This window comes from Streptomyces sp. NTD91, assembly GCF_059510455.1.
Window position 1 is genome coordinate 40,534 of record NZ_JCAJZW010000042.1, and the last position, 15,675, is coordinate 56,208.

Sequence of the window (15,675 nt, forward strand, 5' to 3'; positions counted from 1 at the left end):
GACAAGGATCCGGATGACATCGCCGCGCCGCCGCCTGCTCATACTCCTTACGGCGGTACTGCTCCTCACGGGAGTCGGAACCGCCGTGGTGCTGCACGCCGTCGTCCGCGCGGACCGGGTCGCCCGGCCGGGGCCGGGCGACCCGGCCGTCGGCACAGGCAAGTTGACGCTCCGTCAGACAGGGCGGCTGGCATTCGTCAACGCGGCCGCCGGCCCGCACCGGGGTGCGGTCGCCTCGGTTCCGTCCGCCGATCCCGGTGGCGGACGAACCGCCTCGAACCTGAAGTGCGCGCGCTTCTACGCGGCGGCCGGCACGGGGATCTGCCTCCGGTCCGACCCCGGCGTCCTCGGACAGCGCAACCGCGCCCTGCTCCTCGACGCCGACCTGCGGACCCGGCGCAGCTTTCCGCTGGCGGGCACCCCCAGCCGGGCCCGGGTCTCGCCGAGCGGCCGCTTCGCCGCCTGGACGGTCTTCGTCTCCGGCGAGTCGTACTCGTCCGCATTCTTCTCCACGCGGACCTCGATCCTGGACACCCGCACCATGCGGCTGACACCCAGCCTGGAGACGTACTCCATCGTCAAGGACGGCACGCCCTACCACGCCTCGGACGTCAATTTCTGGGGCGTCACCTTCGCCTCCGACGACGACACTTTCTACGCCACCCTCAACACCGCCAACGTCACCTATCTGGTCCGGGGCTCCCTGTCCCGGCGTACGGTCACCGCACTGGTCCAGAACGTGGAGTGTCCCTCGCTCTCCCCCGACGGCACCCGCGTCGCCTTCAAGAAGCGGGTGCTGTCCCGCACCGCTCTCTGGCACGAGTACGTCCTCGACCTGCGGACCCTGCGTGAGACGGCGCTGACCGAACGCCACAGCGTGGACGACCAGGCCACCTGGCTCGACGACCACACCGTCGCCTATGCGCTGCCCACCGACGGCAAGGTCGGCAGCAGCGACCTGTGGAGCGTGCGGGCGGACGGTACGGGAACCGCCCGTCTGCTGATCGCGGGCGCCTCCTCCCCGGCGCCGCTGTAGGAGGAACGCCACGCAGAGCACCGGCCTCACGACAGCCGGTGGGCTATGACCTGGGCCACACTCCTGGGGGGCTTCCGTCACGTCCGGTGGAGGCGTAGGTTCCGTTTACCCCGTGAGAGCGTCGCTCCGACGCCGGTCCGCCAGTCCCGGGTCCGTGGACCAGCGGGGGCCAACTTGCACACATGCGGGCACCGTCGGCCGGGCCCTCGTCCGCCGGTGGCCCTGCCCCCCCGTCGGGCGGCTGAGGGGCCCGCCACAGACGTCGGCGGTGTCGATCAGGCCGATACCGGTGTCCAGCGTGGCATACGTCGTCTTGAAGCTCTCGGCCTCGTCCGTCACGTCCTCGACGTGCATGGTGCCCAGCGCGAGGCGGCCGCCTTCGGACCACTGTGTCGCACGGCGGGCACGCGTACCCGTGCCGCGCATGACCGGCGGGTCAGGAGGTGGCCGTCGTCCGCGCCGACGGGCCGACCGGCGGCGACGGCGTGGTGCACTGCCCCGGAGCAAAGGGCACCCCGAGGGCGTGGACGATCACGACGCACGCGGCGCCGCTGAGAGTGCCCTCGGCGGACGGCGCTGCCGGCGCCGCCGTCGTCTCCTCGTCGGTGGCGCTCCGGTGCCCCGGCGCTACGCCGAAGAACCGCACAGCGGTGCCGGCAAAGGCTTCAAGATCACCGGCTTCGGCAAGATGCTCCGCGCGCCGAGCGGGGCGGCAGGTCCCTCGAACGCGAAGCGGGCCATACCGAACAGTGAGGAGGTGGCACCGGCGATCTCGGGGTGATGCCCGCGGGGGAGCGAGAGTGGAGGGCGGCCACTCCCACCAGCGCGTAGAGACCCGCCGACGCAGCGGCAAAGGTCCCCCACGTCACCAGCGGCACGGCCAAGCGCCGGCGTCCCGCGCTCACATCCGCTCCCCCGGTGTCCGCGACACGGCGACCCGGCCGCGCGTGACACGGAACGGACAAGAAAGGAGACCGCCCCTGGTCGGTCGACCTCGCCCGACCGGTTCCGCTCCTGCCGACCCAGGACAAGGCTTGACGAGGCCGCACTCACGTTTCATCTCGGTCCATCAGGCAATCCGAACCGAAAAAGGGGCAGCTCGCAGTGGTCGGCCAGGTGGCTGAAAATGGAGGTGTCGGCCGCCGACGGGGTACCCGGTCACCGCCCGGGCGCGCCGTTCTCGGCGGGCCCGATCGGCGGACAGGGCACGGACGAGGAGGGTGAGTCCCGATGGCGCGTCCAGTCGGTATAGACCTGGGAACGACGAACTCCGTGGTCTCGGTCCTCGAGGGCGGTGAGCCCACCGTGGTCACCAACGCGGAAGGCGCCCGGACGACGCCTTCGGTGGTGGCGTTCGCGAAGAACGGCGAGGTCCTGGTCGGCGAGGTCGCCAAACGGCAGGCCGTGACCAACGTGGAGCGCACCGCGCGCTCGGTCAAGCGGTACATGGGCGATCACACCTGGCGGTTCCCCGATCACGGTGACATCGACGGCAAGCGGTACACCGCGCAGGAGATCTCCGCGCGCGTGCTGCAGAAGCTGAAGCGGGACGCGGAGGCGCACCTGGGCGAGGACGTCACCGACGCCGTGATCACGGTGCCCGCGTACTTCGACGACGCCCAGCGGCAGGCGACCAAGGAGGCCGGTGAGATCGCCGGCCTGAACGTGCTGCGGATCATCAACGAGCCGACGGCCGCGGCACTGGCGTACGGTCTCGACAAGGAGAACGACCAGACCGTCCTCGTCTTCGACCTGGGCGGCGGCACCTTCGACGTGTCGCTGCTGGAGATCGGCGAGGGTGTCATCGAGGTCAAGGCCACCAACGGCGACACGCACCTCGGCGGTGACGACTGGGACCAGCGCATCGTCGACCACCTGGTCAAAACCTTCAAGAACAACTACGGCATCGATCTCGCCCAGGACAAGATGGCCGTACAGCGGCTTCGGGAGGCGGCGGAGCGGGCCAAGGTCGAGCTGTCGAGCTCGACGGAGACGAACATCAACCTCCCCTACATCACGGCCTCCGCCGAGGGCCCGCTGCACCTGGACGAGAAGCTGACGCGTGCCCAGTTCCAGCAGCTCACGGCGGATCTGCTGGAGCGCTGCAAGGGCCCGTTCCACAACGCGATCAAGGACGCCGGAATCAAGGTGCCGGACATCGACCACGTCATCCTGGTGGGCGGTTCGACGCGCATGCCCGCGGTGACGGATCTGGTGCGGGAGCTGACCGGCAAGGATCCGCACAAGGGCGTCAACCCGGACGAGGTCGTGGCCGTGGGCGCCAGCCTGCAGGCCGGCGTCCTCAAGGGCGAGGTCAAGGACGTCCTGCTGCTCGACGTCACCCCGCTGTCCCTCGGCATCGAGACCAAGGGCGGCATCATGACCAAGCTGATCGAGCGCAACACCACGATCCCGACCCGCCGTTCGGAGATCTTCACCACCGCCGAGGACAACCAGCCCTCGGTGACCGTGCAGGTCTATCAGGGCGAGCGGGAGATCGCGGCGTACAACAAGAAGCTCGGCATGTTCGAGCTGAGCGGCATCGCGCCGGCGCCGCGCGGGGTGCCGCAGGTCGAGGTGGCCTTCGACATCGACGCCAACGGGATCATGCACGTCTCCGCCAAGGACCTCGGCACCGGCAAGGAACAGAAGATGACCGTCACCGGCGGCTCCGCGCTGCCCCGCGACGACATCGACCGCATGGTCCGCGAGGCCGAGCAGCACGCCGAGGAGGACCGCCGGCGCCGGGAGGCCGCCGAGACCCGCAACCAGGCCGAACAGCTGGTCTACTCCACCGAGAAGCTCATCAGGGACAACCCCGACAAGATCCCGGCGGACGCGAGGAACGAGACGGAGAGCGCCCTCGCCGAGCTGAAGGAGAAGCTGAAGGGAGCGGACACCACGGCGATCCGGCAGGCCATGGAGCGTGCGGCGGAGGCGGCGCAGAAGATCGGCACGGCGATGTACGAGCGGTCCGGCACGGAGAGCCAGGCGGCCTCCGGCGCGGCCGCGTCGTCCGAATCGGGCGCCTCCTCCGACGAGGACGTGGTGGACGCCGAGATCGTCGACGACGACAGGAAGGACAGGCCGGAGGCGGGCTGACGATGGACAAGGGCCGGCTGCAGAATCCGGACCTCGCACCACTGCAGCGTCTGCTCCAGGAACGCACCGCCGACCTGCAGCGGGTGAAGGCCGAGTACGACAACTACCGCAAGCGGGTGCGCCGGGACCGCATGGCCGTGCGCGAGATCGCCGTGGTCAACGTCCTGCGTGCCCTGCTGCCCGTCCTGGACGCCGTGGACCGCACCTGCGCGCACGAGCCGATGACACCGGGCCTGCAGGACATCGCGGACAGCCTGGCCACGCAGTTGGGGTCCCTGGGAGTCGAGGTGTTCGGGGAGGTGGGTGACCCGTTCGACCCGGCCTGGCACGAGGCGGTCACGCATCACCCCTGCACCGGCACCGACCGGCTGATCTGCACGAAGATCCTGCGCCCCGGCTACCGCCTCGGCCTCCAACTGCTCCGTCCGGCCCGTGTGGAGGTCACCGGTCCGCCGCCGCCCGCGAGGAATCCGCTCGGGCACGAGCGGAAGGAGTCCCCGCCCGGTACGGTACGAGAGCTGTGGGGCTGAGTGCCGCCCGGCTGCCCCTCCCTCACGCAGGCTCAGCCCCGTACGGCGAACGCCTCCGCGATGACGTCGCGCCCGGCACCCGCGGCCAGCAGGAGCCGGAGCAGGACCCGGGCCTTGAACGGGTCGAGGAAACCGCCGTCGATCAGCCCGCGGCGGCGCAGATCCGTCTCCGAGCCGGGCGCGTGGTAGGTGCGCCGCAACACCGAACCGCTCCCGGTGCGCGAGGTCAGCACGACCGGCATGCGCTCGGCCAGGGCGCCGAGCCGGGGCGCGAGCGCACCGGGTACGTGCCCGACGCCGAAACCGGCGACGACCAGGCCCCGGTGCGTGCTCTCAAGCCCCCGGAGCTGCGCTCCGTCGTCGTCCAGGGTGACCACGTGCAGCGCGACACGGGCGGCCTCGAGCCGCTCCCGGTCCCACTCCGCCGTCAGCGGCTCGTGCTGCGGCGCCACCAGCAGCATCCGTACCCGGCCCTCCACGACGTGACCGAGCGGGCCGGCGCTCGGCGAGCCGAAGGTCGCGGGGCTCGTGCTGTGCGTCTTGCGCACCCATCGCGCCGCGTGCACCTCGTCGTTGAGGACGACCAGCGCTCCCGCGCCGCGCGCCTCGCGCGCCGCCGCGACGCGTACGGCGGCGAGCACGTTCGCAGCCCCGTCCGCACCTGCCATGGCCGGCTGCCGCATCGCGCCGGTCAGCACGAACGGCGCCGGGTGCGGCCACACCAGGTCGGCCAGGAAGGCGGTCTCCTCCAGCGTGTCGGTGCCCTGGGTGACGACGACGCCGTCCGCGCCCTCCGCCACGGCCCGCGACGCGAGCTCGACGACGTCGAGGAGCTGCGCGAACGTGAGGCTTCCACTCGGTACGGCGTGCACGTCGCGCACGTCCAGAGCGACACCCGACTCCGCCAGGCCGGGTACGGCCGAGGCGATCTCGGCGCCGCTCAGCCGCGCTCCCCGCGCGCCGCCCGGCACCGAGATGGTCCCGCCGAGTGCCAACAGCACGACGGCCAACGCCCGCCCCCTCACCCCGCTGTGCGCCCGGCGGAGGTCCCCCCGGCGCCCTCAACCTACAAGGACGGCCCGCGACCTGTCGCCGCCTTTCCGTGAGCCCGGGCTGCCGTTGCCGTGCACCGGATGTGCCCGGGGCCGGTGCGACGAGGGTGAGGGCGGCGGTCAGGGCGGCGAGCTGTGCGGCCACCAGACGGTTGTAGGCACCCCCTCGCACCCGCACGATCACCGATGGTGCCGAGCCAGGCAGGCCGTGCGCTCGGCGTCCATCGGATTTCCCCGTTCCGCGTCAGCGTCGCTGGGCGGCGATCACCGCCTTGTACCAGTGGTAGCTGTCCTTCGGCGTGCGCCGCTGGGTGTCGTAGTCGACGCGGACGATCCCGAAGCGCTTGCCGTAGCCGTACGCCCACTCGAAGTTGTCCAGCAGGGACCACACGTAGTAGCCGCGGACGTCCACGCCGACGTCCAGCGCGGCCCGCAGTGCCGCGAGATGGTCGCGCAGGTAGGCCACCCGGTCGGCGTCGTGGACCGATCCGTCGGGGCTCACCTCGTCGTTCTCCGCCGAGCCGTTCTCGGTGATGTGCACGGGCGGCAGGGCGTCGCCGTAGCGCTCCTCGAGCCGCACGAGCAGATCGGTGAAGGTGGCGGGGGCGACCGGCCAGTCCATGGCTGTGTGTCGTACGCCGGGGAGCCGCACCTCCTCGTAGCGGTTGTCCGTGGCCACGCGCCGCGCGGGGTCGGACTCGCGGTGGGGCGCGTCGGCGACGACGATCGGGCGGTAGTAGTTGATGCCGAGGAAGTCCAGCGGCTGGGCGATCAGCTGGAGGTCGCCGTCCTGCCGGAAGTCCTGGCCGGTGATCAGTTCGCCCCAGGTCTCCTCCTCGGTTTCCGGGTAGCGGCCCGCCAGAATCGGTTCGGTCCACACCAGGTTGTGCCGGGTGTCCGCGCGGACGACGGCCGCCAGGTCGGCCGGCGAGTCGGTGGCCGGCAGGTTGTGGTCGAGATTGAGCGTGACGCCCACCTCGCGTGCTCCGGCCTCCCGCAGGGCCCGTACGGCCAGGCCGTGGCCGATCAGGAGATGGTGGGCGGCGGCCAGGGCTCCCCGGCCCTCCCGGGCGCCCGGGGCGTGCCGGCCGACGGAATAGCCGAGGAAGGCGCTGCACCAGGGTTCGTTGAGGGTGATCCAGCGCGGCACGCGGTCGGCGAGGTGCTCGGCGACGACGGCCGTGTACTCGGCGAACCGCTCCGCCGTCTCCCGCACCCGCCAGCCGCCGCGGTCCTCGAGGGCCTGCGGCAGATCCCAGTGGTACAGGGTGGCGGCGGGTTCGATGCCGGCCGCGAGCAGGCCGTCCACCAGACGCGAGTAGAAGTCGAGCCCCTTGGGGTTGACGGGGCCGGTGCCCTCCGGCAGCACGCGCGGCCAGGCGATCGAGAACCGGTACGAGCCCACGCCCAGCTCGCGCAGCAGCGTCACGTCCTGCGGATAGCGGTGGTAGTGGTCGCAGGCGACGTCACCGGTGTCACCGTCGGCCACGAGACCGGGGGTGTGGCTGTAGGTGTCCCAGATCGACGGCCCGCGGCCGTCCTCGCGGGCCGCGCCCTCGATCTGGTAGGAGGCGGTCGCGGCGCCGAACACGAAGCCGGGCGGGAACCGGGGGAAGTCACTCATGCACCGAGGTCCAATCCGAGGCGTGGAACGGGTCACTTGACGGAACCGCCGGTGATGCCGGCGGCGATGTACTTCTGGGCGAGGACGAGCAGGATCGCGGCCGGCACGGCGGACAGCACGGACGCGGCCATCACCGAGCCCCAGTCACCGACGTGCGCGCCGATGTACTGGTAGATGCCCAGCGTGACCGGCTTGACGTGGTCGGTGGTGTTCAGGGTGAGGGCGAACATGAAGTCGCTCCACGCGAACAGGAAGGCGAACAGGCCCGAGGTGATCAGGGAGTTGCGGCTCATCGGCAGCACCACCCGCAGGAACACCCGCACCGGTCCGGCACCGTCGAGCTGCGCCGCCTCGATCACCTCGGCGGGGATCGAGACCATGAAGGACCGCATGAGCACGATGGAGAAAGGGATGCCGAGCGAGGCGTCCGCCAGCATCAGACCGGCGTAGGAGTTGACCAGGCCCAGCGCGACGTAGGAGTTGTAGAGCGCGTTGGCGATGACGATGCCCGGCACCATCTGCGTGATCAGTGTCCCGAACACGAGCGTCCGTGCGCCCCGCAGCCCGAACCGGGCCAGCCCGTACGCCGCCGGGGCGGCGATCGCCAGGCAGACGACGACCGCGCCGAGCGCGACGACCAGCGAGGTCAGCAGATGACCGCCCTGGTCGCCGAGGGCCTTGGAGAAGCCGGACAGGTCCAGGCTGCCCGGCACCGGGTCGACCCGGAGCAGCCCGGCACCGGGCTGGAGGGCGGTGTTGAGCATCCAGTAGAGCGGGAACAGCATCACGCACAGGACGAGCACGCCGGCGAGGGTGGAGCCCCAGCGGCGCCGGGATGTCGTGGGTGTGGGAGAGGCCACGGACGTCACTTCCCCTCGGCGCGGTTGGCCCGCAGGTAGAACACCGCGAAGACCGCGGAGACAAGGATGAGTACGTTGCCGACGACCGCGCCGGCGCCGAAGTCCAGCTGTACGAAGGACTCCTGGTAGGTGAGCGTGCCCAGGGTCTGGGTGGCGTCGGCGGGGCCGCCGTCGGTGAGGGCGAGGACCAGGTCGAGGATCTTCACGGTCGACATGAAGCCGAGCACCAGGACGACCGTGATCACGGGCCTGAGCATGGGCAGGGTGACGGAGCGGAAGGTCCGCCAGGCGGAGGCGCCGTCGAGGGAGGCCGCCTCGTACAGCTCCTCGGGGATCTCCTGCAGGCCGCCGTAGAGGATGACCGTGTTGAAGGGGATGCCGATCCAGATGTTGACCAGGACCGCCGACAGCAGGGCCATGCCCGGGCTGGTCAGCCACGGGGTGTGGCCGCCGAGGCCCAGGGTGCCGAGGAACGAGTTCAGCACGCCGCTGTCCTGGTCGAGGATGCGCCGCCAGACGACGCCGGACACCACCATGGGCACCAGCCAGGGCAGCAGGATCAGCGAGCGCAGGACGCCGCCCAGGGGGAACCTCCGGTTGAAGAACACGGCGAGCGCGAGGCCGATGCAGAACTGCCCGAGCAGGGAGCCGGCGGTGAACAGCAGGGTGTGCCGCAGCGCCTTGCCGAACAGGGCGTCCTGGAAGACCTTCGACCAGTTGTCGACGCCGTTGAACGGGGCCTCTTTGGTGAAGAAGGTCTTCGGCGTGTAGTGCTGGAAGCTCATCACGACGTTGCGGACGAGCGGGTAGCCGAAGAACAGCAGCATGAAGACGACGGCGGGGGCGACGAACCCCCACTGCGCGAGGCGGCTGCGCAGCCGGACCCGGCCCCGATCCGGGGTGCCGGTCGGCGGCCGGGCCGTGGAGGGTGCCGGGACGGTGACGGTGGACGTGGTCATGTGCGCTTACCTCAGTTCCCGCTCGTGGCCCGCTGCTGGGCACGCGTCAGGGCGGCCTTGCTCGACTCGCCGGTCAGGGCCGACTGGAAGGCGCTCTGCAGGGCGAGCGACACGCTCGACCAGCCGGCGCCGAGTTCGGCCGTACGGGAGCGAGCCGCGGCCACCTGGTCGGCGAGCGCGTCCAGTTCGGGCACACGCTTGCGCCACACCGCTGCGGCCTTCTCGTCGGCGGGGACCATCCAGCTGTTGAGCGCGTAGGTCAGCTGCTCCTTCTCGCTCGACAGGCAGCCGACGATCCGCCCGGCCATCCGCTCCCGCGTCCGGTCCCCGGTGTTCGGCACCGTGAGCACGGCACCGCCCAGGGGGCCCACGGACTTGTCCCCGGCCTTCGGCACCGGGATCCGGGCGATGCCCCAGTGCAGGGACTTCTTGGTGTCGAGCGTCTCGACCTGCCAGGGACCGTTGATCATCATGGCGGCGTTGCCCGCCATGAACTGGTCGTTGACGTCCGCCTGCGTCCAGCTGACCGTCGACTTCGACAGCGAGCCGTCCTTCAGCAGGCTCTTCCAGAAGTCCAGGGCCTCGACGACGCGCGGTCCGTCGAGCCGCCTCTCGTCGCCGCCGTTGGACCACATGAACGGTGTGAACTGGAAGACACCGTCCTCCGCGCCGCCCGCGCTCAGCGCCAGACCGTACTGCCTGCCATGGGTCAACTGCCGTGCAGTACTGCGTAGTTCGTTCCAGGTGGCCGGAACCTTCAGGCCCGCCTTGGCAAGGATGTCCTTGTTGTAGAACAACGCGAGCGTGTTCACGGAGCGGGCGGCGCCGTAGTACGTCCCCTTGTACGAGCCGAAGGCGACGATGCCCTGGGGGATGTCGCGGGTGCTCAGCCCCAGGGTCCCGAGGTCGATGAGCCCGCCGGCGTCGGCGAACGTCGGCATCTCGGAGGCGTCGAACTGCACGATGTCCGGCAGCGACTTCGACGACGCCATGCGCAGTGCCTTCGTCATCACCTGCGCGGCGGGGACGCTCTGCTGCTCGATGGTGATGCCGAGCCGTGAGCCGCAGCGGGCCATCGCCTCGGCGTCCCAGCGGTGGTAGGTCTCGTCGGTCGAGGAGTTCAGCACGGTGAACACGTGGCTGTCGCGCTGCTGACCGCATCCGGTCAGGCCCGCCCCGGCGACCAGGACGGAGACGGCGGCGAGTGGTGCAAGTGCCCGGCGGGGGCGTCCGCGGGTCCGGCACCCGACGGTGCGGAGTCCGAGGATGAACCTCTCTTCGGGAGTTTTGTTGAAGCGCTTCAACATTGTGCGGCCCTTGCTGTCGACACGATCGGCACCCTCGGCCCGAGGATTTGTTTGTCGAGATGACTAATACGTCAATCCTCGATGCCGCGCTAGCCCCATCCGCATGTCCGTTTCTGCACGCCCCGCGGGCCCACCTCGTACCTAATTCAAAATCTGCACTGTTCAGAGCATATCTACGCGCAGTGATGAGCAAGGTGGCACTCCGTGTCCCGGGTACGATCGGGTCGCCGGGCGACAACCTCTTCCAGTCATCGCCGACCACCCCCGCTCCCTCGAGGAAGACCATGAAGTTCACCAACGGGTTCTGGCGCATCCGCGACGGCGTCCACATGGCGTATGCCACCGAGACGCGTGACCTGCGCGTAGAATCGAAGCGCTTCACCGCCTACGTCGCGGTGCAGAAAGTGACGCGCAGAGGGGACACGCTCAACGCGCCGCTGATCACCGTCGACTGCTTCTCGCCCGCCGAGGGGGTCATCGGTGTCCGCGTCGCCCATCACACCGGCAAGAGGCGCCCAGGACCGGACTTCGTGCTCGCGGCCGAATCCGAAGGGGCGGGCGAGGTCCGCCGGCAGGGCACCGTCACCGAGCTGGTCAGCGGCCCGCTCACCCTGCGCCTGGACCGTGCCGCTCCGTGGTCCCTGACCTTCCACGGTGCGGACGGACGCGAGCTGACCCGCGCGGACCGCAAGGGCACCGCCTTCGCCACCACGGACGACGGCGCACATCACGTCCTCGCCCAGCTAGGGCTCGGCGTCGGCGAGCAGATCTACGGGCTGGGCGAACGCTTCACGCCGTTCGTCAAGAACGGCCAGGTCGTCGACGTCTGGCAGGCGGACGGCGGCACCAGCAGCGAACAGGCCTACAAGAACGTGCCGTTCTACCTGTCGTCGCGCGGCTACGGTGTCTTCGTCAACCATCCCGGCAAGGTCTCCTTCGAGGTCGGCTCCGAGTCGGTCGGGCAGGTGCAGTTCAGCGTCGAGGACCAGACACTGGAGTACTACGTCGTCGCCGGGCCCACCCCGAAGGAGGTCCTCACCCGCTACACCGCTCTCACCGGCCGTCCGGCGCTCCCGCCGGCGTGGTCCTTCGGGCTGTGGCTGACCACGTCCTTCACCACGGACTACGACGAGGCGACGGTGATGTCGTTCGTGGACGGCATGGCCGAGCGCGGCATCCCGCTGTCCGTCTTCCACTTCGACTGCTTCTGGATGCGCGAGTACCAGTGGTGCGACTTCGAGTGGGACCCCGAGGTCTTCCCCGACCCCGAGGGGATGCTCGCCCGGTTGAAGGCCAAGGGGCTGCGCGTCAGCGCCTGGATCAACCCCTACATCGCGCAGAAATCCCCGCTGTTCGAGGAGGCCGCGGCGCTCGGTCACCTGGTGTGCCGGCCGAGCGGCGACGTGTGGCAGTGGGACCTGTGGCAGGCGGGCATGGGGCTGGTCGACTTCACCAGCCCCGACGCCCGCGCCTGGTTCCAGTCGAAGCTGCGGCCGCTGCTGGACCAGGGCGTGGACTGTTTCAAGACCGACTTCGGCGAGCGCATCCCGACCGACGTCGTCTGGCACGACGGCTCCGACCCGCAGCGGATGCACAACTACTACACCCACCTGTACAACCAGACCGTCTTCGAACTCCTCGAAAAGGAGCGCGGACAGGGCGAGGCCGTTCTCTTCGCCCGCTCCGCGACCGCGGGCGGCCAGCAGTACCCCGTGCACTGGGGCGGTGACTGCTGGTCGTCCTTCGAGGCCATGGCGGAGTCGCTCAGGGGCGGCCTGTCCCTGTCCCTGAGCGGCTTCGGCTTCTGGAGCCATGACATCGGCGGGTTCGAGGGCACACCCGAGGCGGCGGTCTTCAAGCGCTGGCTGGCCTTCGGCCTGCTGTCCTCCCACAGCCGGCTGCACGGTTCGTCGTCCTACCGGGTGCCGTGGGAGTTCGGCGAGGAAGCCGTCGCCGTGGCCCGGCGGTTCACCCGGCTCAAGCACCGTCTCATGCCGTACCTGTACGGCGTCGCCGTCGAGGCCCGCCACACCGGCATCCCGCTGATGCGGCCCATGCTCCTGGAGTTTCCGCATGACCCGGCCTGCCGCACGCTCGACCGCCAGTACATGCTCGGCCGCGACCTGCTGGTGGCTCCGGTGTTCAGCGAGGACGGCGAGGTGGAGGTCTACCTCCCCGAGGGCACCTGGACGCATCTCCTCTCCGGCGAGCAGGTCTCCGGCCCGGCGTGGCGGACCGAACGGCATGACTACGACAGCCTTCCGCTGTACGTCCGCGAGGGTGCCGTGCTGCCGCTGGCCGCGGACGACAGCCGGCCCGACGGCGACTGGCTGGACCGTCCCACGCTGCTCGTCCACCCGTCGGCCTCGGCCGGCCACACCGACCGTGTCACCGTGCCCGACCCGACGGGCGCGCCGGCCGCCGTGTTCCACGTCCACCGGGAGGGCAGCTTCCTGCACGTCACCGCGGACGGTACCGACCGGCCCTTCACCGTGCGCGTCGTGGGTGGGGCGAGCGCCGAGGGCACGAGCGAGGTCACCGTGCCGCTGGGATGACGGAACGGCCACGGCGGGGGCCGCGATGAGGGCAGCCGCCACGGACTGCCCGACCGGCAGGTGATGTCGCCTCTGTCCGAACTCGCCGTTCCACCTCGACGGCCTCGGGCGCGCGGTGAGCAGGGAGAGTCGCGGGGTCGCGGCGTGAGGCGCAGGGCCTGCCGGCCGGCCTCGGCGGCCTCCTCGTCGCGGCCGGGCGCGCGGGAGCGGGTCGCGGGTCGCGTGGAACAGGTGGTAGCCGTCCGGACGGTCCCCCGGGAGCGTCGACCCGGGCCGGGGTGGCGGCCGGACCGTCGTTGGGGCTGAGCACGACGGCCCGGTCGCGGCGCACCGCAGGTGAGGCTCCGACGGCGGGCAACAGATCGTACAGAGGCAGGAGTCGTGGCCGGTCGGTCTCCCTCCAGCCGGGTGCCTCGCAGTGCACGGCGGCGACAACGGCCTCGATCCGGGACGGGCCCGCCTGCCCTACCCGCCCGGCCGCCTGCTCCTGCAGAGCGGTGGCGCCGCGGATGCGCCGGCTGTCCCACCGGGTGCGGTGCTGCTCGACCGGCGGTGTCCTCGCCCGTCCCCGCCGTCTCCGCACCTTCCGGGCGACACCTGCCCGCCGCTGCCCGTCATCGGGGGATGCCTGCTCGTGAGGGCAGTCGGCGGACGGCCGCCTCGGGTGCGCGTTCGCGCAGCGCGCCGTAGGCGATGAAGTACGCGGGCAGCCGGCGCAGCCACCGTGACCCGGCGACCAGGCGCGCCAGGCGCTGGGCCCTGTCCGCACGGCCCAGCGCCGGCCGGCCCTGCAGGACGGGGGCGACGAAGCGGGCGTGCGCCACCCGCTGGAGGGTCTGCGTGGCGACCGTGGCGGGACGGCGGCGGCGCTGCAGACGGCGCAGGTCGCGTGGCCGGACCCGCCCCCGGTGCAGCGGTTCGACGAGGTAGCGGGCGGCGGCCACGGCGTCCTGGACCGCCAGGTTGATGCCGATCCCGAAGACCGGGGACATGGCGTGCGCGGCATCACCGATGCACAGCAGTCCGGGGCGGTACCAGCGGCGCAGGCGGTCCAGGCGTACGTCGAGGAGCTTGACCTCGTCCCACGAGCGCACGGTGTGCACACGGTCGGCGACAAAGGGCACCGCCGCCGCGAAGTCGGCCAGGAAGCGGTGGAGGCCGGCAGCACGCCGTCGGCTGTCGGTGCCCTTGGGGATGAGCCCGGCGCACTGCCAGTAGTCGCCGCGGTCGATCATCGCGGTCAGGAAGCCGTCGCCGACGCCGCCGTAGAGGCCCTGCGGGTCGCTGTCGCGGCGGGGCAGCCGGAACCACCAGGCGTCCATCGGACAGCCGAAGCGGCGCAGGCCGAGTTCCGGGCGGGATCGGGCCAGCGATCCGCGGCCGTCGCAGGCGACGGTCAGCAGGGCGCGCAGCTCGCCCGTGTGGCCGTCGGCGGTGCGGTAGCGCACGCCCGTCACGCGCCCGGACTCGACGAGGAGGCCGGTCGCCTCCGTGTTCATCCGCAGGTCGAAGGACGGCTCACGCCGGGCCTCGTCGGCGAGCAGGTCCAGCAGGTCCCACTGGGGCACCATCGCCACATAGTCGTAGGGGCCGCGCAGGACGGTGAGGTCGCCGACCGTGACGGTCGAGCCGTCGGCTCCGACGGGCAACTGGACGGTGCGCACCCGGCGCTGGGGCAGCCGGGCGAAGCGCTCGCCCAGGCCGAGATCGTCCAGCAGCGCCAGGGTGGAGGGGTGGACGGTGTCGCCGCGGAAGTCGCGCAGGAAGTCGCCGTGCTTCTCCAGCACGGTCACGGGGACACCGGTCCGGGCCAGCAGCAGGGCGAGCACCATGCCCGCGGGGCCGCCGCCCACGACGCAGCAGGTGGTCTTCTCCATGGCAGTTCCGCCCTTCGGGAGACCAGCAATTCATCGTTCGATGAATACTCTACCCCTGCGGAGTGCGGACGGACCGGCCATGGCGATCAGGGCAGGACCGCCGCGGCTCTCTTCCCCGCGGTTTCCGAGATGCCGCTGTGGCCGAGTTCGCAACCGAGTCCGAAGTAGTGCCGGAAGTTGTAGATCAGCGGGCTCCAGGCCGCCGGCTCGACGTGCTGGGTTCCGGGGACGACCAGGCGGGGCTCGGCGTGCACCTTCAGCACCCGGGCCTCGACGATCAGGAAGTCCCCGGCGGCGTCGGTCCCCACCCGCGCGGCCCGCGCCTCCAGCTGGATCGGGCATTCGGCCACCCGTGGCGGGCGGACGGTGTGCGAGGCCTGCGCGTGGAATCCGGCCGCGGCGAACTTGTCCGGCTCGTAACGGGCCCGGCGGGGTCCGCGCCCGGACGCCTCGGGCCGGCCGGTCAGCTCGCCCAGGCGCTCGACGGCCGCCCAGTGCCCGGGCTCGGGCAGACTGATGACCAGCTCCGGCCGTGCCGTCAGATTCGCGCCGGTCTGCCCCTGGCCGCCGAGCCCCAGCACCACCACCTGCCCGAGGGCCCAGGCCGAGGAGATCGGCGCCAGGTTGAAGGTGCCGTCGGCGTTCTCGGTGGTCAGCAGGACGACGGGGGTGCCGAAATAGAGGATGCTCGGAGTGATGGTGAGGTGGCCGGCGTTGCCGCCGGCCCGGCTCGCTGCGGTGTTCATGCGGTGACCGTAGGGCGCCGACCGTTC

12 protein-coding genes are annotated in these 15,675 nt (G+C 71.1%); 5 read left to right on the plus strand and 7 right to left on the minus strand.

From position 1 onward, the window contains the following. Positions 1-13 precede the first annotated feature (13 nt). The 4 genes from AC5WRT_RS31260 (at position 14) to grpE (ending at position 4,668) form a co-directional block, all read left to right on the plus strand. Positions 14-1,036, plus strand: a complete 1,023-nt coding sequence (locus tag AC5WRT_RS31260; RefSeq protein WP_496100820.1) for a TolB family protein — start codon at positions 14-16, stop codon at positions 1,034-1,036. A 523-nt stretch (positions 1,037-1,559) separates the two neighbouring features. Beyond that, on the plus strand, positions 1,560-1,817 hold the full coding sequence (locus AC5WRT_RS31265) for a hypothetical protein (protein WP_496100821.1): 258 nt from the start codon (positions 1,560-1,562) through the stop codon (positions 1,815-1,817). A gap of 449 nt (positions 1,818-2,266) precedes the next feature. Next, positions 2,267-4,138, plus strand: a complete 1,872-nt coding sequence (dnaK, locus tag AC5WRT_RS31270) for a molecular chaperone DnaK (protein ID WP_496097481.1) — start codon at positions 2,267-2,269, stop codon at positions 4,136-4,138. Between the two features lie 2 nt (positions 4,139-4,140). Further along, a complete protein-coding gene (gene grpE, locus AC5WRT_RS31275) occupies positions 4,141-4,668 on the plus strand; it encodes a nucleotide exchange factor GrpE (RefSeq protein WP_496097482.1) in 528 nt (175 codons plus the stop codon). Positions 4,669-4,700: 32 nt separating this feature from the next. On the opposite strand, the gene AC5WRT_RS31280 is transcribed toward grpE, so the two are convergent. The 5 genes from AC5WRT_RS31280 to AC5WRT_RS31300 all read right to left on the minus strand — a co-directional run bounded on the left by AC5WRT_RS31280 (position 4,701) and on the right by AC5WRT_RS31300 (position 10,470). Beyond that, the gene (locus AC5WRT_RS31280; protein ID WP_496097502.1) at positions 4,701-5,669 is read right to left on the minus strand and encodes an asparaginase domain-containing protein; all 969 of its coding nucleotides are present in this window, start codon (positions 5,667-5,669) and stop codon (positions 4,701-4,703) included. A gap of 295 nt (positions 5,670-5,964) precedes the next feature. Continuing rightward, positions 5,965-7,344, minus strand: a complete 1,380-nt coding sequence (locus AC5WRT_RS31285; protein ID WP_496097483.1) for a GH1 family beta-glucosidase — start codon at positions 7,342-7,344, stop codon at positions 5,965-5,967. 32 nt (positions 7,345-7,376) lie between these two features. Continuing rightward, positions 7,377-8,204 (minus strand): carbohydrate ABC transporter permease, encoded by an 828-nt coding sequence (locus AC5WRT_RS31290; RefSeq protein WP_496097484.1) that lies wholly within the window; start codon positions 8,202-8,204, stop codon positions 7,377-7,379. 5 nt (positions 8,205-8,209) lie between these two features. After that, complete coding sequence (locus tag AC5WRT_RS31295) at positions 8,210-9,163, minus strand: carbohydrate ABC transporter permease (RefSeq protein ID WP_496100822.1); 954 nt, start codon at positions 9,161-9,163, stop codon at positions 8,210-8,212. Positions 9,164-9,174: 11 nt separating this feature from the next. Beyond that, complete coding sequence (locus tag AC5WRT_RS31300; protein ID WP_496100823.1) at positions 9,175-10,470, minus strand: ABC transporter substrate-binding protein; 1,296 nt, start codon at positions 10,468-10,470, stop codon at positions 9,175-9,177. A gap of 284 nt (positions 10,471-10,754) precedes the next feature. Here AC5WRT_RS31300 and yicI point away from each other — a divergent pair, with 284 nt between their 5' ends. Beyond that, the gene (gene yicI / locus AC5WRT_RS31305) at positions 10,755-13,025 is read left to right on the plus strand and encodes an alpha-xylosidase (RefSeq protein WP_496100824.1); all 2,271 of its coding nucleotides are present in this window, start codon (positions 10,755-10,757) and stop codon (positions 13,023-13,025) included. 614 nt (positions 13,026-13,639) lie between these two features. On the opposite strand, the gene AC5WRT_RS31310 is transcribed toward yicI, so the two are convergent. Together AC5WRT_RS31310 and AC5WRT_RS31315 are read right to left on the minus strand one after the other, a co-directional pair. Beyond that, on the minus strand, positions 13,640-14,902 hold the full coding sequence (locus AC5WRT_RS31310; protein ID WP_496097488.1) for an FAD-dependent oxidoreductase: 1,263 nt from the start codon (positions 14,900-14,902) through the stop codon (positions 13,640-13,642). An 86-nt stretch (positions 14,903-14,988) separates the two neighbouring features. Then, the gene (locus AC5WRT_RS31315) at positions 14,989-15,648 is read right to left on the minus strand and encodes a flavin reductase family protein (RefSeq protein ID WP_496097489.1); all 660 of its coding nucleotides are present in this window, start codon (positions 15,646-15,648) and stop codon (positions 14,989-14,991) included. Positions 15,649-15,675 lie beyond the last annotated feature (27 nt).